The organism is Flavobacterium luteolum (genome assembly GCF_027111275.1).
Lineage (GTDB): Bacteria > Bacteroidota > Bacteroidia > Flavobacteriales > Flavobacteriaceae > Flavobacterium > Flavobacterium luteolum.
Map to the genome: position 1 here is coordinate 3,161,923 of NZ_CP114286.1, position 21,521 is coordinate 3,183,443.

At 34.4% G+C, this 21,521-nt stretch carries 19 protein-coding genes; 14 read left to right on the plus strand and 5 right to left on the minus strand.

The window, feature by feature from the left end:
* The first annotated feature begins 18 nt into the window (after window positions 1-18).
* Complete coding sequence (gene hemL, locus OZP10_RS13615) at window positions 19-1,305, plus strand: glutamate-1-semialdehyde 2,1-aminomutase (RefSeq protein ID WP_281631363.1); 1,287 nt, start codon at window positions 19-21, stop codon at window positions 1,303-1,305.
* A 45-nt stretch (window positions 1,306-1,350) separates the two neighbouring features.
* Here hemL and OZP10_RS13620 read toward each other — a convergent pair whose 3' ends face one another.
* Window positions 1,351-1,791 (minus strand): DUF4890 domain-containing protein, encoded by a 441-nt coding sequence (locus tag OZP10_RS13620; RefSeq protein WP_281631364.1) that lies wholly within the window; start codon window positions 1,789-1,791, stop codon window positions 1,351-1,353.
* Between the two features lie 286 nt (window positions 1,792-2,077).
* Between OZP10_RS13620 and OZP10_RS13625 the strand changes: the two genes are divergently transcribed.
* The 8 genes from OZP10_RS13625 to OZP10_RS13660 all read left to right on the plus strand — a co-directional run bounded on the left by OZP10_RS13625 (window position 2,078) and on the right by OZP10_RS13660 (window position 9,943).
* Complete coding sequence (locus tag OZP10_RS13625; protein WP_281631365.1) at window positions 2,078-3,547, plus strand: MFS transporter; 1,470 nt, start codon at window positions 2,078-2,080, stop codon at window positions 3,545-3,547.
* Between the two features lie 6 nt (window positions 3,548-3,553).
* Window positions 3,554-4,603, plus strand: a complete 1,050-nt coding sequence (locus OZP10_RS13630) for an MFS transporter (RefSeq protein ID WP_281631366.1) — start codon at window positions 3,554-3,556, stop codon at window positions 4,601-4,603.
* 85 nt (window positions 4,604-4,688) lie between these two features.
* Window positions 4,689-6,905 (plus strand): molybdopterin oxidoreductase family protein, encoded by a 2,217-nt coding sequence (locus tag OZP10_RS13635; RefSeq protein WP_281631367.1) that lies wholly within the window; start codon window positions 4,689-4,691, stop codon window positions 6,903-6,905.
* A 19-nt stretch (window positions 6,906-6,924) separates the two neighbouring features.
* Complete coding sequence (locus OZP10_RS13640; protein ID WP_281631368.1) at window positions 6,925-7,494, plus strand: 4Fe-4S dicluster domain-containing protein; 570 nt, start codon at window positions 6,925-6,927, stop codon at window positions 7,492-7,494.
* Window positions 7,495-7,505: 11 nt separating this feature from the next.
* Window positions 7,506-8,015 (plus strand): QcrA and Rieske domain-containing protein, encoded by a 510-nt coding sequence (locus OZP10_RS13645; protein WP_281631369.1) that lies wholly within the window; start codon window positions 7,506-7,508, stop codon window positions 8,013-8,015.
* Between the two features lie 18 nt (window positions 8,016-8,033).
* The gene (locus OZP10_RS13650) at window positions 8,034-8,285 is read left to right on the plus strand and encodes a DUF6755 family protein (protein WP_177210660.1); all 252 of its coding nucleotides are present in this window, start codon (window positions 8,034-8,036) and stop codon (window positions 8,283-8,285) included.
* A gap of 14 nt (window positions 8,286-8,299) precedes the next feature.
* Window positions 8,300-9,319: a 2-hydroxyacid dehydrogenase gene (locus OZP10_RS13655; RefSeq protein WP_281631370.1), complete on the plus strand. Its 1,020-nt coding sequence runs from the start codon at window positions 8,300-8,302 to the stop codon at window positions 9,317-9,319.
* Window positions 9,320-9,346: 27 nt separating this feature from the next.
* On the plus strand, window positions 9,347-9,943 hold the full coding sequence (locus OZP10_RS13660; RefSeq protein WP_281631371.1) for a hypothetical protein: 597 nt from the start codon (window positions 9,347-9,349) through the stop codon (window positions 9,941-9,943).
* A 63-nt stretch (window positions 9,944-10,006) separates the two neighbouring features.
* On the opposite strand, the gene OZP10_RS13665 is transcribed toward OZP10_RS13660, so the two are convergent.
* The 3 genes from OZP10_RS13665 to lysS form a co-directional block, all read right to left on the minus strand.
* Entirely contained in the window at window positions 10,007-12,814 is a 2,808-nt protein-coding gene (locus OZP10_RS13665; protein WP_281631372.1) for a DUF2135 domain-containing protein, read from the minus strand.
* Between the two features lie 81 nt (window positions 12,815-12,895).
* A complete protein-coding gene (locus tag OZP10_RS13670) occupies window positions 12,896-14,041 on the minus strand; it encodes a S1 family peptidase (protein ID WP_281631373.1) in 1,146 nt (381 codons plus the stop codon).
* Between the two features lie 387 nt (window positions 14,042-14,428).
* Window positions 14,429-16,132, minus strand: a complete 1,704-nt coding sequence (gene lysS, locus OZP10_RS13675; RefSeq protein WP_281631374.1) for a lysine--tRNA ligase — start codon at window positions 16,130-16,132, stop codon at window positions 14,429-14,431.
* 282 nt (window positions 16,133-16,414) lie between these two features.
* Here lysS and OZP10_RS13680 point away from each other — a divergent pair, with 282 nt between their 5' ends.
* The 5 genes from OZP10_RS13680 to OZP10_RS13700 all read left to right on the plus strand — a co-directional run bounded on the left by OZP10_RS13680 (window position 16,415) and on the right by OZP10_RS13700 (window position 20,679).
* On the plus strand, window positions 16,415-17,140 hold the full coding sequence (locus tag OZP10_RS13680; protein WP_281631375.1) for a hypothetical protein: 726 nt from the start codon (window positions 16,415-16,417) through the stop codon (window positions 17,138-17,140).
* A 58-nt stretch (window positions 17,141-17,198) separates the two neighbouring features.
* Window positions 17,199-18,002: a hypothetical protein gene (locus OZP10_RS13685; RefSeq protein ID WP_281631376.1), complete on the plus strand. Its 804-nt coding sequence runs from the start codon at window positions 17,199-17,201 to the stop codon at window positions 18,000-18,002.
* A gap of 66 nt (window positions 18,003-18,068) precedes the next feature.
* On the plus strand, window positions 18,069-18,818 hold the full coding sequence (locus tag OZP10_RS13690) for a hypothetical protein (RefSeq protein ID WP_281631377.1): 750 nt from the start codon (window positions 18,069-18,071) through the stop codon (window positions 18,816-18,818).
* 5 nt (window positions 18,819-18,823) lie between these two features.
* Entirely contained in the window at window positions 18,824-19,522 is a 699-nt protein-coding gene (gene lipB, locus OZP10_RS13695) for a lipoyl(octanoyl) transferase LipB (RefSeq protein ID WP_281631378.1), read from the plus strand.
* 305 nt (window positions 19,523-19,827) lie between these two features.
* The gene (locus OZP10_RS13700) at window positions 19,828-20,679 is read left to right on the plus strand and encodes a nuclear transport factor 2 family protein (RefSeq protein ID WP_281631379.1); all 852 of its coding nucleotides are present in this window, start codon (window positions 19,828-19,830) and stop codon (window positions 20,677-20,679) included.
* A 32-nt stretch (window positions 20,680-20,711) separates the two neighbouring features.
* Here OZP10_RS13700 and rnhB read toward each other — a convergent pair whose 3' ends face one another.
* Window positions 20,712-21,374: a ribonuclease HII gene (gene rnhB, locus OZP10_RS13705; RefSeq protein ID WP_281631380.1), complete on the minus strand. Its 663-nt coding sequence runs from the start codon at window positions 21,372-21,374 to the stop codon at window positions 20,712-20,714.
* Window positions 21,375-21,521: the final 147 nt, after the last annotated feature.

Consider the following 21,521-nt stretch of genomic DNA (forward strand, 5'->3'; position numbering starts at 1 on the left):
AAGAAATCTAAAATAAGAATGTTATATAAAAGAAGTAGTCAGCTTTTTGCTGAAGCAGAAAAAGTAATTCCGGGAGGAGTAAATTCACCAGTTAGAGCGTTTAAAGCAGTTGGCGGAACTCCGATTTTTGTAAAAAGTGCTAAAGGTGCTTATTTATATGATGAAGACGGAAACAAATTAATAGATTATATCAACTCGTGGGGGCCAATGGTTTTAGGTCATGCCTATCAGCCAGTTGTTGATGCGGTAATCGAAAAAGCAAAACTTGGAACTTCATTCGGAATGCCAACAGAATTGGAAACAGAAATTGCAGCTTTGGCTGTTTCTATGGTTCCAAATATTGACAAAATACGTTTTGTAAATTCGGGCACAGAAGCGTGTATGAGCGCAATTCGTCTAGCTCGCGGATTTACAAAAAGAGATAAAATCATCAAATTTGCAGGCTGTTACCACGGACATTCTGATTCATTTTTGATTCAGGCAGGAAGTGGCGCTGTGACTTTTGGATCTCCAAATAGTCCAGGAGTTACAGAAGGAACTGCAAAAGATACTTTATTAGCGAAATACAATGATTTAGAAAATGTAAAAACATTGGTTGAAGCAAATAAAGGAGAAATTGCAGCAATTATTATTGAAGCAGTTGCGGGAAATATGGGGTGTATTCCGCCAGCAAAAGGTTTCTTGCAAGGTTTAAGAGACTTATGTACAGCAAACGGAATCTTATTGATTTTTGATGAGGTAATGACAGGCTTCCGTTTGGCACGCGGAGGAGTTCAGGAATTATATGGAATTGATGCTGATATCGTGACTTTCGGGAAAGTTATCGGTGGTGGATTACCAGTGGGGGCTTTTGCAGCTCGTGAAGAAATCATGAACTATTTAGCGCCTCTTGGACCAGTTTATCAGGCAGGAACATTATCTGGAAATCCATTAGCAATGGCTGCAGGATATACGATGCTGAAAGCTCTTGATAATGATAGAGAAATTTTTACTCGTTTGGAAGAAAAAACAGCTTATTTAGAAGCAGGAATTGATAGAGTTTTAAAAGCTAACAATGTTGTTTTTACAATCAATAGAGTAGGTTCTATGATTTCTGTTCACTTTGATGCAAATCCGGTAACCGATTTCCAAACTGCTGCAAAAGGTGATAACGAAACGTTTAAGAAATTTTTCCATGGATTGTTGCAGGAAGGTGTCTACATCGCACCATCTGCATACGAAACGTGGTTCATTACAGATGCATTGACTTATGAAGATTTAGATTTTACAATCAATGCGATCGATAAAGTTTCGAAAACATTTTAAATAACAAAAAAGAGGCTTTAAAAGCCTCTTTTTTTATGCATCAAATTAGATTTTATCTTTTTTGTGCTCTCTCATTTTATCCTTCATTTTGTCTTTTTTCTCTTCTTGCAGCGCTTTCCATTTTGTGTATTGGTCAGCTTTTAAGATAGATTTCATTTTAGCATCATTTGCTGCAATTTCGTCTTCCATTTGTTTTTTGAAAGCCGCTTTTTCTTCAGCAGTTGGTTTTGTGTTGCTATCTTTTTTTTCTTTTCTAGCTTCTCTAAATTTTTCGGCTTTTGCACTTCTATCTGCTAAAAGCTGCTTTACCTGTGCTTGCTGACTCGCATCTAAATTTAATTCTGTAGTCAGTTTTTGAAGCTGTTTCTCATTGCGCTGTTCTGGAGTCATTCTTTCTCTTTGCTCATGCGCTGGTTTTTGATCCATGTCTTGTGCAAAACTTGCTATTCCAACAAATAACATAGCTGCGATAAATAATTTTTTCATATTCAAGTTTTTTAATTGTTTATAGATTAGACTTTATTATTTAAAACTGGTTTAATCAGTCTTTTAAAATTGTGCTTTATTTAACAGATTGATTTACATTTTTTTAAAGAATGAATTTAAATAAGATTATTATAACGCTAAATATTTGACAGTAAGTATCTTGCTTCGAATATTTTTTTTTAACTTTAGGAAACTATTGCTTTTTCTGTTGTTTATGAAAAGCAATTTCTATGATTCCCATATTTCAGTAATAGATTTTCAAAAACACAATTTAATACTTTATTCTATGGCAGATCTTTCCCAAGCCCACCGCATTCTTTTTTTAAACACTTTGGCATTTGCAATCTGTTTTGCATGCTGGACCCTCAACGGAGTATTGGTTACATTTTTAGTTGATAAAGAAATTTTTAACTGGAGCGTTGTACAAATTGGCTGGCTTTTGGGGATTCCTGTTCTTACGGGATCAATTATGAGATTGCCAATGGGAATTTTAACTGATAAGTTTGGTGGTAAAATTGTGCATTCTGCTTTATTGATTTTGGCTTCTATCCCTTTATTTTTATTGCCATTTGCAACTTCCTTTACGGTTTTCGCTATTTTAAGTTTTCTATTCGGAATGGTAGGAACCAGTTTTGCTGTAGGGGTTGCATCAACCTCTGTTTGGTATCCTAAAGAATGGCAGGGAAGAGCTTTGGGAATTTTCGGAATGGGGACTGCAGGAGCTTCTATAACACCTTTTTTGGCACCTTCACTTTTGAGTACATTTTCAGAAAACGATCCTGAAAATGGATGGAAATGGCTTCCTGTACTTTATGGTTCTGCTTTACTATTAATGGGAATTGTATTTTTGATTTTCGCTAAAAACAAAAAAAGTGAAGCACAATCTAAAACGGTAAAACAATTATTGCAACCCTTAAAGAGAGTGCGTGTTTGGCGTTTCGGAACTTATTATTTCTTAGTATTTGGATCGTTTGTGACTTTCTCGCAATGGCTTCTGCCAAATTTTATGAATGTATATCACACAACTTTAGTTTTAGGCGGAATCTTTACTTCTTGTTTTAGTTTACCTGCGGGTGTCGTACGCGCTTTTGGAGGTTTTTTGTCGGATAAATTCGGAGCCAGAAAGGTAATGTACTGGGTTTTGAGTTCTTCGGTCGTATTAAGCTTTTTATTATTGTTTCCAAAAATGGACATCACTACTTCAGGAAGTGGTCTCTTGGCCAGTAAAGCCGGAACTGTTACAGCGGTTTCGCCAGATAAAATAGTGGTTGATGGTAAAGAATATGCTATAAGTCAGAAAGATGAAAGTCAGCCGCATTCTAAGTTTTTTCCATCCAAAAAAACATGGCAGGAAGTGGTTGTAGAGCAAAATCAAAAAGTGCAAAAGAAGGATTTATTGGCAGAAGGAATTACACAAATTCATTTTGAAGCCAATATGTGGGTGTACTTAGTTTTGGTTATTCTAATAGGAATTTCGTGGGGAATTGGTTCTGCCGCGGTGTACAAACATATACCAGATTATTTTCCCAATGAAGTAGGTGTAATTGGTGGAATGGTCGGACTCTTAGGCGGTTTAGGCGGATTCTTCGGACCCATTATTTTCGGGTATTTATTATCATTTACCGGATTCTGGACGAGTTCTTGGCTTTTTATTCTGGCATTATCATTAACCTGTCTGATTTGGATGCACCGTGTAATTGTAAAAATGACAAAAGAAAAACTGCCTGAAATGGCTAAAGATATTGATCGAAAATAATCTGTCATGAAAGAAAAAACATTTAATACGAAAGCTTTATTAATTGCAACGGCAGCTTCGGTTTTTATGGTCGTATTGGTTTTTTATGGATCAAGAAAGTTGCAGAATTTTGATGCGGCCTTAGTTACCTATTTATTCGGAACTCTGTTTGCATTTTTCGGAGTCGTGTATCGCTATACAGTTTGGCTGCAACGACCGCCAACTTGGATGTATTTCAAGCGCGGAATTCATTTTCTCTTTACAGGAAAAGTATTTTCGCATTTGTGGTTTTTAGGAAAAGAATCGGTTCAAAATATTGCTTTTCAGAAGTTCATTTACCCAAGAGGAAAGTACAGATGGCTGGCTCATTTTTGTATTGCAATTGGCTGTTTTTCTGCTTTTGCAATTACTTTTCCGCTCACATTTGGTTGGATTCATTTTACTTTGGCACCAAATTCCATTTCAGTTTACGAAGCTCACTTTTTTGGTTTTAAAGTAATGGATTTCAGGTTGGATTCTATTATGGCTTTTTTGACTTTCCATGCCTTAAACTGGTCTTCCTATCTAGTTATTTTTGGATCACTTTATTATTTAAGAAGACGTTTGACAAATCCAGGGTTAATTGCCACACAGACTTTTGAAGGCGATTTACTGCCACTTCTTTTATTAATTGCAATCTCGGTTACAGGTTTGTGTCTGACTTACTCTTATCAATTTATGAAAGGATTTGCGTATGATTTTCTCGCAGTAGTTCATGCCGTAACGGTAATTATGTTTTTGATATGGATTCCGTTTGGAAAATTCTTCCACATCATTCAACGACCGGCTCAGATTGGTGCGCACATTTACAAAAAAGAAGGAATGAAAAAAGGAATGGCAATCTGTAAAGAAACAGGAAAACCTTTTACAACTCAGCTTCATATTGATGATTTAAAAATTGTAACCAAACAATTAGGTTTCGATTTTAGTGATGATCAAGGAAATTCACATCTGGATTTAAGTCCAGAAGGAAAACGCGATCGTTTGGCCAAAGCGCATTTAAAAGCAAGAATCGAAGGCGGAAATTTATTTGGATAAAATTATAGTTTCAAGTTTCAGGTTTCAAGTTTCGTCGCAGAAGATGAAACATGAAACCTGAAACCAAAAAATAACAAAAAAAATCATGGCAAAACTACCTGTATCAACCGAAAAAATAATTGAAGCATTTGGTCCGCATCTGAATTATACGCCAAAAGAAGGATATCCAGGACGTGATGAACCAGATAAAACGGTTAAAACACATTGCTGTTTTTGCGGCATGCAGTGCGGAATTCAATTATCTGTAAAAGACAATAAAGTGGTTGGTTTTGAACCTTGGATGGAATTTCCGTTCAACGAAGGCCGTTTGTGTCCAAAAGGTGTTCAGCGCTATATGCAGAACAATCATCCCGACCGATTATTGCACCCCATAAAAAGAATAGAAGGCAAAGGTTTTGAACAAACTACTTGGGATGAAGCTATGGATAAAACCGTTTCTGAAATTAAAAGAATTCAGGAAAAATACGGCAAACATGCTTTTTCGATGTTATCTGGAGTTTCGCTTACAAACGAAAAAAGTTATTTGGTAGGAAAATTTGCGAGAGTAGCTCTAAAAACAAGAAATTTAGATTATAACGGACGTCTTTGTATGGTAAGTGCTGGTGCAGGAAACAAAAAAGCATTTGGTTTAGATCGAGCTTCAAACAATTATTCGGATTTAGAATATGCTGAAGTTATTATTGTTGCGGGAGCGAACATTAGCGAGACGTTTCCAACATTAACCCATTGGATCTGGAAAGCGAGAGATCGCGGCGCTAAATTAATTGTTGTCGACCCACGAGTTATTCCATTGGCGAGAACTGCTGATGTCCATTTAGATGTACGACCAGGAACCGATTCGGCTTTATACGGCGCAATGCTTAAATATCTTGTAGATCACGATATGTTAGATCATGATTTTATTGACAATCATACTTCTGGATTTCAAGATACCATAGATGCTGTAAAAGATTATACTTTGGAATGGGCAGAGGAAATTACAGGAATTTCAAAAGAAAAAATCAAAGAAGCTGCCGAGTTATGGGGAAAAGCAAAAACAAGCTTTTTACTGCACGCACGAGGAATCGAACATCACTCAAAAGGTGTCGATAATGTATTAGGATGCATCAATTTGGTTTTGGCAACAGGAAGAATTGGAAGACCATATTGCGGTTACGGAACCATTACTGGGCAAGGAAATGGTCAGGGCGGAAGAGAACACGGTCATAAATGCGATCAATTGCCTGGAAATCGTGATATCGAAAATATGGAACATCGCAAATACATTGCCGATGTCTGGAAAATTAAGGAAGAAGATATGCCACATAAAGGTATCACAGCTTATGAGATTATCGAAGCAATCCATAGCGGTGAAATAAAGGGATTGATTTCGATTTGTTTTAATCCGTTAGTGTCTTTGCCGAATAATAATTATGTGCGTTCTGCTCTTGAAAAATTAGAGTTTTATGTGGCAATAGATTTCTTTTTGAATGAAACAGCGCGTCATGCTGATATTGTTTTAGCAGGTTCATTGCAGGAAGAAGAAGAGGGAACGACAACTTCAGCCGAAGGACGTGTTATCCGAATTCGTCAAGCTGTAACACCTCCAGGCGATGCAAGAACAGACACTTCAATATTATTAGAAATAGCAAAGAGATTAGGCGAAGAAAAAAGATTTACTTACGCAGATAGCGAAGCCATTTTTAATGAACTGCGTGTCGCTTCAAAAGGAGGAACTGCTGATTATAACGGAATTACTTATAAAAAAGTAGAGGATAATATGGGGGTTTTCTGGCCATGTCCAACCGAAGATCATCCTGGAACGCCAAGATTGTGGGAAGATAAAAAATTTGCTACACCAGACGGAAAAGCACATTTTAATCCTGCTCCTTATAAACTGCCCGGAGAGGTTACAGATGAAGAATATCCAATAACATTAACAACTGGTCGTGTTGTTTCTCAATATTTAAGCGGAACGCAAACTAGAAGAATAGGAAAACTAGTAGATCAATTTCCTGAACCTTTGTTGGAAATTCATCCAGAAATGGCACAGAAATATAATATTCAGCAAAGGGAATTAGTAAAAGTTTCAACCCGAAGAGGAGAAGGAATTTTTCCTGCCAATATTGTAGAAACCATTCGAAAAGATACCGTTTTTATTCCCTATCACTGGCCAGGGAAAAAATCGGCCAATCAGTTAACGCCTGGAACATTAGATCCGATTTCTAAAATTCCAGAATTTAAAGTTTGTGCTTGTAAACTCGAGCCATTAGGAGAAATCAAAAATTCATCAGACAAATCAGATGCTTATGCAAGTGTTTAATCTATAAAAAGCAACAATTATGAATGTAACCAATTATAATAAGAACGAGGAGTTTTTTGTAGACTTACAAAGATGCATAGGCTGCAAAGCGTGCGAGATGGCTTGTTCGGAATGTGAAACGAATGGTCAGGAATCCATGATTCATGTTAATTATGTAGAGCGTGCCGTTACCATTCAGACCACAGTTCAGGTTTGTATGCATTGCGAAGATCCAGTTTGTGCAAATGTTTGTCCAGCTGATGCGATTTCGCAAGATGAATTCGGAGTAGTTCATACCGCAAATACAGAACGCTGCATTGGCTGCTCCAATTGTGTAATGGCTTGTCCGTTTGGAGTTCCGAAGAAAATGGAAGAATATGATTTGATGATGAAATGCAATATGTGTTACGATAGAACCAGCGTTGGTAAAAAGCCAATGTGTGCAACGGTTTGCCCGAGCGGCGCGCTGTTTTATGGAACTCGCGCTCAGATTGAAGAAATGCGTCCAAACAGCACTCCTGTAAATTCATTTGTTTTCGGGAAAGAACGTGTCAACACAAAAGTGAATATCATGATGCCAAAAGGAAGCAACGAATTACGAATATTCTAAATCTAAGATCCATGTCTAAAGAAGATAATTTAAGTGAAAACTGGAAGAAAGATTTTCCATATAAAAAGCAGGAATCGACACAAGTCAGCCGTCGTGATTTTGCCAAGTTTCTTACACTAGTTTCTGGAGGCTTAATGGTAGGAAGTGGTTTGGTCGCAGCAAAAGCCTATTTGTTGCCTGGCGAAGAAGTTGTTGGAGAACATTTTGTGTGTGAAATAAAAGATATTCCGTTAGGCGGAACAAGAGGTTTTGTGATTGAAGGAAGTACCATTCCGTATATTTTGGTGCATTTAGAAAGCGGCATGTTTCGAGCCTACGAACAAAAATGTACGCATCTTTCTTGTGCCGTTTATTACAAACCCGGAACAGGAATAATTCATTGTCCATGCCACGAAGGTTCTTTTGATGCTTTAACGGGAGATGTTATCGCTGGACCTCCGCCGAGAGCGTTGCCTCAGTTAGAAGTGCTTTTAAAAGGGGATAAAATTTTCGTAAAAGCATTCGAAAATAAAGAAAGTTAATAGTTTAAAATAAAAATTATGAGTACATTTAGAAAAAGCCAAAATCAAGCAAATCCTAATAAGTTGAATGTTATTCTGTCTACTTTAATATTTGTTTTAATCTTAAATGTAAGCATTCAGATCTGGTTATTGTATGCCGCTTTAAACAATGCATTAGATAACAATAAAGAAATTTTAATTCCTGCTTTTATAGGCTCGCTTATTTTATTTTTGATTGGTTTTGGATGGCTGTATTATCTGCCAAAAGGAAATTTTAAAAATAACACATAAAAAAATAAGATATCATGAACTCAAATCCAGATGCAAGAAAAATTGCCTTTTTCTCTACTCAGCCATACGATAAAACGTTTTTCAATAAATACAATGAAGATTTTGGTTTTCAGTTGAACTTCTTTGAAACACAATTGAATCCTCAGACTGTAGCTTTAATTGAAGAGTGCGAGATTGTTTGTGTTTTTGTAAATGATATTGTAAACGAAACCGTTATTAAACAATTAGCAGAAAAAAAAGTAAAAATAATTGCCTTACGTTGCGCTGGATTTAACAATGTCGATTTGGAGGCAGCTAAAAAACACCACATAAAAGTTTGCCGTGTTCCCGCATATTCTCCGCAAGCAGTTGCCGAACATGCCATGGCAATGATTTTAACTTTAAATAGAAAAACACATAAAGCTTATAATAGAGTTCGCGAGCAGAACTTCTCTTTAAACGGATTATTAGGTTTCGATTTATTCGGAAAAACAATCGGAATTATTGGAACTGGAAATATCGGAAAAGCATTCTCCAAGATAGCATCAGGTTTTGGCTGTAAAGTCTTGGCTTATGATATTATAGAAAATGAAGAAATGAAAAAAGACGGTGTTTCTTTTGTCGGCTTGGAAGAGATTTTTAAATCTAGTGATATTATTTCGCTTCATTGTCCGCTGAATGAGCAAACAAAACATGTTGTCAATGCTACTTCTATTTCTTTTATGAAAAACAGTGTTATGATAATCAACACCAGTCGCGGTGGATTAATAGAAACGTCATCTGTTATTGAAGGTTTGAAAGAAGGGAAAATAGGTTATTTAGGTATTGATGTTTACGAACAGGAAGAAAAATTGTTCTTTAGAGATCTTTCGGCAGATATTATTCAAGATGATGCAATTCAGCGTTTAATGAGTTTCCCAAATGTTTTGGTAACAGCACATCAGGCATTTTTTACCAACGAAGCTTTAACTCAGATTGCTTTGGTGACTTTTAACAATATAAAATCATTGCTGACTCAAAATGATATTGAAAATAAAGCGGCATTGCTAGTGTAAATTATAACGAATTTAAAATATCAGAATATGAAAAATAAGGTTTTAATTCTAATCGCAATTTTGGCACTAGGCTCTTGCCAGAATAAAGACAATTCAAAAAATATTGTAAAAACAGTTGTTCAAGACACGCTATCTAAAACATTGGGCGGAACTGCAAATCTAAGTGAATCGACTCCAAAAGAAGACAAAGCAGTAGAGTTAATCCGTAAACAGTTATTGGTTTTATTAAAGAATGATATTCCTGCCCTGACCAAAGACGAACGTTATTTTTATTATGAGGCTTTCGATTTAAATAATGATAAGAAAAACGAATATTTAGTTGGTTTTGCAAACCCTTATTTTTGCGGAAGCGGAGGGTGCTCGGGTTATATTTTAAAGAATGATGGTACTGTAATCAATCGTTTCACAGTAACCGATTTCCCGATTTATGTAACCTCTTCAGCAACTGAAAAGTTTTATGATTTGATATTTGAAAGTGGAGGAAAATTTCATCTTCTAAAAATGAAAGGCGGAAAATATCCATCCAATCCATCTGTTCAAGAAGTTATAAAAAGCGATGTTCCAAAAGAGAGTACAAAGGTTTTGGATATTCAAGGAAAGAAATTGGAGAAATATTCGTTTTAAAAATAAAAAACCCGACAGATTTTAGAACCTGTCGGGTTTGAATATTAGTAAGCTTTGTAATTTCTAAAATTCAAATTCTCCAATTAGAATTTTACTGTCACTTTCGCGTTTGTTTTCTTTTTGACTTTGGAAAACAGCAATTTTACGTTCCTGTCTGCCATCAGAATAATAAAGGTAAACTTCTGCCATTACAGTCGTTGGACCAGAAAGAATGTTCTGTCTTTCACCGAAGAAATTCGTCTTTATTTTATATTTCCCTTTAATCGCTTTTTTAAGTAAAAATTGCTCAGGACCAAAACCTTGAGTGAAATCGTTGCTTAATCTTCCTCCAATTTCTGTAGATCTATGCGAGTAAGAGCAATCTTCTCCTCTTGGATCTGTAACCCAAAGGTCTATATCTGTATTGTCTTTATTCCAATTAATAACAATACGAATGTCGACTGGAAGGTTTGCTTTTAGACGATCATCTACTTTGCTTGAATCAACATTTTTGTTTTGACTCAAAATATTATTGATTTCCATAATCAAAATCTCTTCGATACCATTATCTCTAATAGAAATCTCATCGGTATATTCCTGATAAAGCATGCCTTTATAGATATTAAGAGCTTCTTGAGGTTTTTTATTGTCTACCAAAGCCAATGCATAATCTCTGTGACTTTGAGGGTCAAATGGTCTCCATTCTAGAATTTTTTGGGTAATCCACAATTCTTTTTCATAATTGCCTCTCTGTTTCAATAGATAAGATATCGTTTTGTACAACTCTTCATTTTCCAAATCAAGTTCTGCTAATGTGCTTAAAACCTTTAGAGAAAGAGCTTTGTCACCTTTTTTGAATAGGAGTTTAGAAACATCAAAATAATAGGTTACCTGTTTCTCATATTTTGGACGATTTTCAAGATATTTCTGGTAAATCAATTCAGGAGACTGTAAAGACTGAAAATTTTTCATGTACTCTTGAGTGCTTTCAACCTCTACCAAAGTTATTTTACCTGTAGCTGTTTTTTTATCATCTGCTCTACTTTCTGCAGAATATACAGCATTATCGCTAACAACACTTTCCTCTGCTGACGACAATTTTTGTGACTGCTTAGAAATTGTAGGATATTGTTTTTTTTCTGTAGGCTTAAATTCACTGTTCCACCAAGTTGTCAGTTCACGTGTTTTATCAAAAGCTTTAGATAGAAGATTTCTTCTTTTTTCTAAAATTTGTTTTTTGTTTTGAGAAACGATTCTGTTGTATTCTGGTAATAATTCCTGTGGAGGAGTAATGCCAAAACGCACATAATCATTAACATCTTCCAATACGATAAGACTGGTGTTCTTACTTACTACACCAAACTGCTCGCTCAGATTTCTGATTTCATCACTGTTTTGAGTTGAATTAAGTTCAAGATCATTAATTTTTCGTTGCGCCCAAAACTGTGCAAGAGGCCAATTATCTACTTGTACAGCGTTACTAAAATCTACAGGCACTTCAAATTTCTTGTCTCCGACTGAAAAAACAGCAGTAAGTTTACTCAAGTTTGAAGATGAAATTCCGAATATATTCACAGGTTCGTTTACAGCAGTTCCAACATTTGGAAACAATTCCTGAAGCGTATTTGTTTCTTTAAAGCCTAAGAATACAATAGGAAGCCTTTTATACGTTTTTAGAGCAGATTGAGTGTCTAATTCATTAAGATTGATGAAATTGCCTCCTGATTGTGATGCTAAAAGCTTTAGCAAATTAAAACCAGAAGTTGGTGTGCTTGTTATAGTGTTAACCGGTTTTTTAAATTTTAAAGTTAGATCACCAAAATTTGAAATTCCGTCAGAAAATAAAAGATATTCGTCTATTGATGAAATTTCTTTTAAAGCACTAAAGTCGGTTCCACCATCATATTTCAGATTAAGAATTCTGTCTTTTAAGGCATTCCAGTTTCCTCCAGAAACAGTAAATTCTTCTGTTTTTTCTAGCGTATTATTTAGAAGAACAAAAGAGACTGCAACATTCTTGTTGTCTGAAAAATAAGCATTAAGAAAGTCCAGTTCTTTTTGACGCTCTCTCTTTGATCCGCTGAATGAATTATCCCAAATAATGGCAACTTTTTGAGATTTTGTTTTTTCCTTTACAGGGAAATTCATTGAAACACTTGCCGCAAAATAAGATTTATCGTCAGAAGCTTTTTGAAGCATCACGTTCGACGATTCGTTTACTTTTGGAATAGCTATTTTAAGACTTTCATTTGGCGTAAAATTTACTTTATTAATCTCAGCAATCCATTGGTTTCCTTTTTTCTGAAAAGTAAAACTTCCGTCTGGATTTTCCGTGATTTTAGGAGTTGCTAAACTTTCATTAACTACTACTTTCAGATTAAATTTTGGAATGCTAATAGCATTGGCAAAACTTAAAAAATACTGATAATCAGTAGCCGAATTTTTCAATTCCTGATTGTACGTAATTTTAATAAATCGGCTGCCTCTAGCTGTAATTGGATAAATTCTAGTTCTGAAATTGTTTCCAGCTACTTTTTCAATAATACCTGGATCTACATTTCTTTTTTCAATACTTTCAAATACTTCTTTGGCTCGTTCTTTTGGAACAGGAACGGCATCTCTTAAGCTTCCATTAATGTCCAAAGCATAACCACTTACGCTTACTCCTTCTGGCAACGGAAGGGTAAAATTTCCTTCTAAAATTCTGTCGCCAGGATTGTAAAATGTATAAGTAGCTGTAGTGGAAGCAAGATTTCCTAAAATTTTGGTTTCAATTTTTACCTCCTGTAAGATTACCGAATTTTTTTTCTGATTTTCGACATCCAGAGTTGGAATCTGTGAAAAAGCGGCACCGCAGAACAGTAGTGCACAGATACTAAAAAATTTATTCATAATTAATTAAGTCGATTTTTTGTTTGGTTGGAAAAGTGAAACCTGTTTAGAGTTAAGCGCTTTTTTCGGAATTTTTTCAAATTAGAGTGCTTGAATATGTTTAGCCACAATTCCAAAGTTGAAACCCTGAACTTGGTCGAATCCACTGAAATTAACTGCAATCAGTTGTCCACATTCGTTAAAAACAGGCGAACCACTAGCACCATGTGTAGAAGTTATACTGTATTGAATTTTGTTGCCATCAGATTCTTTACTTATTTGACCATTGTAAAGTTGCACTTTTATACCAGAATTGGTCTGTGCCAAATCTATTCCCATCGGATAGCCCACCATTATCGCTTTTTGCCCTGGAGCAAGAGAAGTATCATTGTCAACAATATTATCAAGGCTTATAATATTGGTAACGGTTTTAGGAGTTTTATGATCAGCTACTTGCAAAATACCTAAATCAATATTGATGTCGTCTGAAACTTTTTTCATTTCACAATTAATCCATTCGCTATCAGAATTATGAAGTGCAACTTGAATGTCTACCGTTTTTACATATACTTCAATGTTTTCTGCAGAAACATATTCTTTTACAGGAATAGATGCTGCGATATCATTTGATACTTGCGATGAATCTGTTTCTGTTTCATTAGAACTAACAAATTCTTCACCCGCTGACTCAGTAGTTTCTTCGCCTGATTCTTCATATTCTCCGTCTCCTTCACCTTCATCATAAGAGACTGAAGCATTTGACCAATTGTTGCTAATAAAGCTTTCATAGTCATCTTCAGAAACATCGGTAGTAAGGATAGAAGCAATCTTCATTCGCAGATTTCGAATATTAGTATTTACTTTTTCACTTTCTTCTTCAGTTGAATTCCATGGCTGTAAAACATGTCTATTGGTAATCATATCTCCTTCTGTATCTACAAAAAAACCTGTTCCGTAAATGGTTTCTTCCTTAGCATCTTCAACATTAAGAGGAATTTCTTTTCCATTAATTTTAGCAAAATAGCCATATTTATGCTTTATAAGTACAACGGCATCTTTGTAAGTATCATAGATTTTGGTATCTGTGCCCAAACAAACAGCTTCTTTTTTAGGAGTAAAATATTTAAATCCTAAAAATCCTGCAGCTGAAAGAGCAATAATAGCGATGAAAATAAATTTGTTACGATTTCTTTTTTTCTTAACTGTTGTTTCTAAATCTTCGTTTGGGGCGATTTTTCTAATTTTCATTTAAAGTATTGGTTGAAAAATGTTAATTGAATGGGTTTGGTTTAAAAAAAAATAGACTTTATACAAAGTCTATTTTTTCTTCAAATGTAGTAATTTGTTTGCTAAAAAAAAGCAAAAACAAAATCAATTGCATATTCAATGCCAACCGAATTTTGTTTTGTTTTTGAATGTTATAGCTAGGATTGTGAAAGTATTTTCTTGTAAAAGAATTTAAAGGAAGTAACGTATTGTTTTTCAGTTTTTTAATCGCAATTTTGATTTTGGCTTTAAAATATTGATGGGAAGAAGTATTCGTTAAAAAAAAATAAACCCGACAGGTTTTTAAAACCTGTCGGGTTTGAAGTATGTAAATCAATTTGGAATTTCCAAAATTGGATTTTTTAAAATTTAGCCCACCAATTCTACAAATTTAAACTCGCCGTCAACGACAACTTTAGTCAAACCGTGTCTAGATAAGTTTTTCATAGAAGCATCCCATTTTTTACCGCTTAAGTTAGCTGTAATTTTTAGCTGCGTTAAATCCATTCTATTTTCATTTTTGGTAAGCAAGTCAATGATGAATTTTTCTTCGTCAGAAAGTTCGATTTGAGCTTGTTTTTTCTCAGGACGCATTTGAGGGAACAATAAAACTTCTTGAATAGAAGCATTGTTTGTTAAATACATAATCAAACGGTCCATTCCAATTCCCATTCCAGAAGTAGGAGGCATACCGTACTCAAGAGCTCTTAAGAAATCCTCGTCGATAATTCCGTTTGCTTCATCATCACCTTTTGCAGCCAAGCGCATTTGATCTTCAAAACGCTCACGTTGATCAATTGGGTCATTTAATTCAGAATACGCATTTGCGATTTCTTTTCCGCAAACCATTAATTCAAAACGCTCAGTCAAATCTGGATTATCGCGGTGCTCTTTACAAAGCGGTGACATTTCTTTTGGATAATCTGTAATGAAAGTTGGCTGAATATAATTTCCTTCACATTTTGCTCCAAAAATCTCATCAATCAATTTTCCTTTACCCATTGTTTCGTCAACCTCGATTCCCATTCCTCTTGCCGCTTCAAACAATTCTTGTTCTGTTTTCCCAGAGATATCAAAACCAGTAAAATGTTTGATAGAATCTGTCATTGTAACACGGGCGTAAGGTGCTTTAAAGTTGATTTTGTGTTCGCCAAAAGTAACTTCGCTTGTACCATTTACAGCAATTGCGCAATGCTCCAATAAACCTTCAGCAAATTCCATCATCCAATTGTAGTCTTTATAGGCTACATATATTTCCATTGCAGTAAACTCAGGATTATGCGTTCTGTCCATCCCTTCGTTACGGAAGTTTCTAGAAAACTCATAAACACCTTCAAATCCACCAACAATTAATCTTTTTAAGTATAATTCATTCGCAATACGCATGTAAAGCGGAATATCAAGCGAGTTATGGTGCGTAATAAATGGTCTTGCTGAAGCTCCACCAGGAATTGACTGCAAAACCGGAGTATCAACTTCCAGATATCCAGCATCGTTGAAATAACCACGCATCGCACTGAACAATTTAGTACGTTTAATAAAAGTTTCTTTAACTTGTGGATTTACAGTTAAATCTACATAACGCATTCTGTAACGCAATTCAGCGTCGTTGAAAGCATCGTGAACATTTCCTTCTTCGTCAACTTTTGGTAAAGGTAACGGACGTAATGTTTTGCTCAAGAAAGTAAAACCAGTTGCGCGAATACATTTTGCACCAACTTGCGTAGTGAATAATTCACCTTCAATACCAATAAAATCACCTAAATCGGTTAATTTTTTAAATACTTGGTTGTATAAAGTTTTGTCGTCACCCTCGCATAAAACATCGCGATTTACGTACAATTGAATACGACCTTCGCTGTCTTGTAATTCAGCAAAACAAGCTTTACCCTGATCACGAACACTCATCAAACGTCCAGCAACGATAACCTTCTTACCTTCCTCAAAAGTTTCCTTTATCTGCTTCGAAGTATGATTTACAGGAAAAAGATTAGCTGGATAAGGATTGATTCCCAGATTGCGTAAGTTTTGAAGTTTTTCTCTTCTGATGATTTCTTGTTCTGATAATGCCATTTTGTGCTCTGTTTTTTAAGTGTGCAAAGATAAACAAAAGAATGTAGATTTTTTAATGCAGTTTTTAGATTTTTTGAAGCAGCAATTTATTGGGTTTCAATCAACTTTAGTCCTGCTATCCGCTTGTATCTTTTCCTCGCCATGGCAAAAGAAAAAGGATACCGCTTCTATCGGGGCTAGATTGCACCATTTTGTTTTTATAAGACCTTTATTTTGTAAGAAATTAAATAAAAAAAATGCACTATATTAGCAACTCACAATCTCAGAATCTTCTCAAAAAAAATGAAATATTTATTAAGCTTATTAATTCTGTTTTTCTTTGCAAGCTGTCAAATTACCGAAACAATTACCATAAATTCAGACGGAAGTGGTACCATAGAAATAGAACAGATTCGAGACGAAAACAGTTATATGCAAATAGCAGGAGAAGAGTATTCTAAAGAAAACGTTTTTCAAGATACAACCTATATCTTTCAAGATTATATCAATAAATACAACGAAAACTTCGTAAAGTATAAAGCAGAAGAGCAGCAGTTATTTCAAAAATATGCAAAAGTAAAAGTACATTTAAAAAAGAGCTCTTTTGAAAAAGAATATAAAAACGAACTTTCACTTCATTTTAAAACAGTTTCAGAAATTCCCGATTTATATAAAACCGAAAATTACGCATCAGATATTCAGCATAATTATGCTCTCACAGCAGAAAATCATTATTATAGAATTGGATATGATTTTGATGGAAAAGTTTTTAAACGATCAGTGGTAATTATAAATAAAGAGGAATTAGAAAAAGCGAAACAAGAATCTGAGAAATTTTTAGAGCGATACGGTAATTCAAGTTTAATGCAAACCTATAATTTGAAATACCATTTTCCAAAAAATATAAAATCCGTTTCTAATCCTAAAGCTTTAATTAGTTCCGATAAAAAAGGGCTGATTATAGAATTTCCGCTTTCTGCTTTTTATGGAAATCCTGAAATGACAAATCTAGAAGTAGTTTTAGAATAAAAACTTCAAAAATTTTTTAAAAGAAAGTATCTTCGCTTGCATAACTTAAACCTAAATTATGAAAAGAATTCTACTTTGCTTTTTTATTGCATTTTGTTTTACGAGCTGTATCCTTAAGGAAAAGATGACTATGAACGAAGATGGTTCTGGCACTTTTTCGTACGGTTTTGATATGTCTCCGATGTATAAAATGGGAATGAAAAAAAGTGATTCGACTAAAGTCAACAAAGTCGTGGACACTACTTTTACCTTTAAAGATATGCTTAACAAGTTAAGTGACAGTATTTCTAAATTGCCAGATGCAGATAAAGAAAAAATTGCGATGCTGGAGAAAGAAAAAGAGAAGCTTAAAATTTTGGAGAATTTTAAAGTTAGCATGAAAGTAAACGACGAGAAAAAGCAATTCGAATATACCATGTCAATTGATTTTCCTAGCGGAACAGATTTTAAAACTATTGCAACACCTGCCGAAAGTTTAGAAGCGCTGGCTGCTACTGATAAAAAAAGATTAGGAGCGTTAAGTGCTGCTCCAAAACCTGAAGAAAAATCTAATACCACCATTTTTTATGATGGCAAGGTTTTTATTAAATCAGTAACACCTTCTAAAGACGATAAGAAACTTAAAAAGAAAAAAGAACCTAAGAAAGAAAAAAGCGATGATCCGTTCTCAAAAAAGATGGATGAAATGCTTAAAGAGTGTAAGTACATTGCTGAATATCAGTTTCCTAAAAAGATTAAAACTGTTTCGATAAAGAATGCTGTAATAGCGTCAGATCGTAAAAGTTTTACTGTAGAAATTCCCTTAGATAATATGCAGGAAAGCAGTGTAGATTTTGGTTTCAAAGTCGAATTTGAGCAATAATTGGAAGCTTTCAATAAAATGCATTTTTAAAAATAGTCTTCGTATCTTTGATAAAAATATACTGCGATGAAATTATATAAATTACTTAGTTTTTCTTTTTTAATAGCCACGTTAACCAGCTGTACTTTTACTGAAAACATTTATATCAACGATAATGGAACTGGAAAATTTTCGGTAGATATGGATGGTTCAGCCTTAATGGAAATGGCTGGAGATCAAATTGCTGGTCAGATGGGAGAAAGTGCTAAGAAAGATATAGATACTACTTTTACTTTCAAACAAGTATTTGAAGAGAAAAAAGATAGCATTGCTAAGTTGTCTCCAGAAGCGCAGAAAGAACTGAAAAAACTAGAAAACTTCGTTGTGTCGACTAAGATGAGTTCAGAAAAAAAGCAGTTTTTAATGACTTTAGGAACTGATTTTAAAAACGTGAATGAACTTCAGGACGTTTTACAGACTTTAAGGACGCTTCAAAAAATAGAAGGAGGCGCAAGCACACCTCTTGGAAGCGGTGTAGGGGATAACGGCAGTAAATTAAGTTATACTTATGACGGAAAGAAATTTACAAGAAAAGCAGTAATTGATCAACAAAAATTGGCAGCAAAAGCAAAAGATACAGTTGCAGATATGACAAAAATGATGTTTGCTTCTTCTAGCTATATTGTAAAATATCATTTTCCAAAAAAGATTAGGAAAGTCTCTAATCCAAGTGCTTTGTTTAGCGACGATCGAAAATCAATTACAATTCAATACTCTTTTACGGATTATATGGAGAATCCCGACAAACTGAACTTTGATGTTGAGTTTGAAAAATAATTAAAATGAACAAAAAAATCCAACTTCAGGATCTGGGCAAGAAAGACTATAAAACGACTTGGGAATATCAGGAAGAACTTTTCAAAGACGTAGTCGATTTAAAAATCAAAAACAGAAGAGAAGAATTAGATCTGTCAACACCAAATTATTTACTTTTTGTTGAGCATCCTCATGTTTATACTTTAGGAAAAAGCGGTGATCTCGAGAATCTATTATTAAATGAAAAACAGTTAGAAGCCAAAGGCGCTACTTTTTATAAAATCAATCGTGGTGGCGATATTACGTATCATGGACCTGGACAGATTGTAGGTTATCCGATTCTTGATTTAGAAAATTTCTTTACCGATATTCATAAATACCTTCGTTTGCTAGAAGAATCAATTATTTTGACTTTGGCAGAATATGGTTTAGAATCGGGTAGAAGTGAAGGGGAAACTGGTGTTTGGCTTGGTGCAGGAACTCCGTTTGCCCGTAAGATTTGTGCAATGGGTGTTCGCGCTTCACGTTGGGTTACGATGCACGGTTTTGCGCTAAATGCAAATGTCGATTTGGGTTATTTTGATAATATTATTCCATGTGGCATTCGCGGAAAAGGAGTTACTTCTTTAAACGTAGAACTTGGTGTAGAGAAAGTAGATGAAGAAGAGGTGAAATCTAAAATTATCAAACATTTAACTGAGCTGTTCGAAGCTGAATTTGTTTAAAAACTGCTAATAATATTAAAACCCGTTTCAGACATTCTGTTTGAAACGGGTTTTTATTTTGAGGGATAAATTAGACTGTATTTGTGCATAATCATAGAGGTCTTGAATCAGGATTTGAAGCTTATTTTTTAAATAGAAACCGTTTTTTTCTTAAATTTATATTCAAAAAACTGAAAAACCATTTCTCAAAAGCTAAGATTTTGAAGGGATGGCAAATTCTAGACTTCTTGTAATTCTCTTAGCTATTTATGCTAAATTTGGTTTTATGCTATTAAATTTAAATTTCATTTTATTCCTGATTGCTTATGAGAAAAATCTACTTATTCTGTTTACTTTTTGCGCTTAATGGTCTTTTTGCCCAAAAGAAAGATAAACTATATCCAATCGCAGTTTACGAAAAGGTGTGGCAGGAAAAAAACAGCGATACCAGATTAAAGATGATTAAATCGATTTGGTTAGAAGATAGTACTTTTGAAGATCCTTCGGCCTCTATAAAAGGAATCGCAGCGTTTAATAATGTTATCAATGAATTTTACAAGAAAAATCCAGATGCGGTATTAACATCGGGACCCAAAATTGTAAAAGACAATTATGTAACCTGGGAATGGAAAGTTCTCGATTCTAAAAACAATCTTACAATGGCCGGGCGTGACTTTGCACGTTTAAATGGTAAAGGTCAGGTAAGTAAAATTATTGGTTTTTGGGATAAAGGAGCGACTTTGTCTGAAGCTGATATTTTAAAAAATCTAGAAGCTGATAATTTAAAAGTTGTAGCAAAATATTACGAAAGTCTTTTTAAAACAAGAGATTTTGATGCATTGGCTACTGTTGTGGCAGACGGTGCGGTTTACAATCAGGCTATTGGTTTACCCTATGGAGGAACATATACAGGTTTTAGTGAATGGACAAAAATGTTTGCCAAATCGACAGAATTTTTTGATTTGCAGATAGAAAAAGAACCGACTTATTTTAGTGATGAGTCTAAAAATGAAGTAATTATTTATTTTACAATAAGCTGTAAATCTAAAAAATCAGGCAAAACGATGTCTGTTCCGATTTCAGAACATTTCGACTTAAGGGATGGTAAAATTACTTCTGTAAGACCTTTTTACTATGACACAAAAACATTTGCCGAGTTTTTAAAAAGCAAAAAGTAATAAAAAACGACCTAGAAATAGGTCGTTTTTTATTAAAACAAATCGAGTTCTAATTGCTCAGGCAAAAGCCTAAAACTCATTCTATGATATTTTGTAGTTCCAAATTCTTTAATTGCCTCACGATGTTCTTTGGTAGGATATCCTTTATTTTTTTTCCAGTTGTACATCGGAAATTCTTCATGAATTTGGTCCATATATTCGTCACGATATGTTTTTGCCAAAACAGATGCAGCAGCAATGCTTAGGTACTTTCCATCTCCCTTTATAATACTTTGATTAGGAATCGATTTTAGAAGCGCAATTTCATCTTGAGTAAACTGTTTCCCAAAAGTATTTTTAAGCCCTAGTTTAGCGTTTAAAGAGCGATTTCCGTCAACAATAATATATTCAGGAACATGTTTTAATTTTAAAATACATTCTTGCATTCCTTTCATTGATGCATTTAGAATGTTTATTTCGTCTATCTCATCCGGGAATAAATGTGTAACGGCAAAACAAACGGCCTCCTCTTCGATAATAGGTCTTAAAAGTGCTCTAGTTTTCTCAGACAATTGCTTACTGTCATTTAGAATTTTATTTTCAAAATGTTCGGGTAAAATTATAGCAGCAGCAGTAACTGGTCCAGCCAAACATCCTCTGCCGGCTTCATCAGTTCCAGTTTCTAAAACAAATCCTGAGAAATTTTTTTCGAGCATTTTTTAGATTTTTTAAAAAGCAAATATGGTGCTTTTTTTCCTAAAAATCATTAATGGACTCAAATCACAACCTATGAAAATTTGTGTCTTTTGGAATGGTTATATGGCAAGTTAAAATTGATCAAATTCGGTGATTTTTTAAATTGA

Coding starts and splice junctions, on each gene's coding strand:
- OZP10_RS13630 (WP_281631366.1), top strand. CDS start 3,554: ATGAAAGAAAAAACATTTAATACGAAAGCTTTATTAATTGCAACGGCA.
- OZP10_RS13690 (WP_281631377.1), top strand. CDS start 18,069: ATGAAATTATATAAATTACTTAGTTTTTCTTTTTTAATAGCCACGTTA.
- lipB (WP_281631378.1), top strand. CDS start 18,824: ATGAACAAAAAAATCCAACTTCAGGATCTGGGCAAGAAAGACTATAAA.
- OZP10_RS13680 (WP_281631375.1), top strand. CDS start 16,415: ATGAAATATTTATTAAGCTTATTAATTCTGTTTTTCTTTGCAAGCTGT.
- OZP10_RS13665 (WP_281631372.1), bottom strand. CDS start 12,814: ATGAATAAATTTTTTAGTATCTGTGCACTACTGTTCTGCGGTGCCGCT.
- rnhB (WP_281631380.1), bottom strand. CDS start 21,374: ATGCTCGAAAAAAATTTCTCAGGATTTGTTTTAGAAACTGGAACTGAT.
- OZP10_RS13700 (WP_281631379.1), top strand. CDS start 19,828: ATGAGAAAAATCTACTTATTCTGTTTACTTTTTGCGCTTAATGGTCTT.
- OZP10_RS13645 (WP_281631369.1), top strand. CDS start 7,506: ATGTCTAAAGAAGATAATTTAAGTGAAAACTGGAAGAAAGATTTTCCA.
- lysS (WP_281631374.1), bottom strand. CDS start 16,132: ATGGCATTATCAGAACAAGAAATCATCAGAAGAGAAAAACTTCAAAAC.
- OZP10_RS13650 (WP_177210660.1), top strand. CDS start 8,034: ATGAGTACATTTAGAAAAAGCCAAAATCAAGCAAATCCTAATAAGTTG.
- OZP10_RS13685 (WP_281631376.1), top strand. CDS start 17,199: ATGAAAAGAATTCTACTTTGCTTTTTTATTGCATTTTGTTTTACGAGC.
- hemL (WP_281631363.1), top strand. CDS start 19: ATGTTATATAAAAGAAGTAGTCAGCTTTTTGCTGAAGCAGAAAAAGTA.
- OZP10_RS13620 (WP_281631364.1), bottom strand. CDS start 1,791: ATGAAAAAATTATTTATCGCAGCTATGTTATTTGTTGGAATAGCAAGT.
- OZP10_RS13625 (WP_281631365.1), top strand. CDS start 2,078: ATGGCAGATCTTTCCCAAGCCCACCGCATTCTTTTTTTAAACACTTTG.
- OZP10_RS13640 (WP_281631368.1), top strand. CDS start 6,925: ATGAATGTAACCAATTATAATAAGAACGAGGAGTTTTTTGTAGACTTA.
- OZP10_RS13660 (WP_281631371.1), top strand. CDS start 9,347: ATGAAAAATAAGGTTTTAATTCTAATCGCAATTTTGGCACTAGGCTCT.
- OZP10_RS13670 (WP_281631373.1), bottom strand. CDS start 14,041: ATGAAAATTAGAAAAATCGCCCCAAACGAAGATTTAGAAACAACAGTT.
- OZP10_RS13635 (WP_281631367.1), top strand. CDS start 4,689: ATGGCAAAACTACCTGTATCAACCGAAAAAATAATTGAAGCATTTGGT.
- OZP10_RS13655 (WP_281631370.1), top strand. CDS start 8,300: ATGAACTCAAATCCAGATGCAAGAAAAATTGCCTTTTTCTCTACTCAG.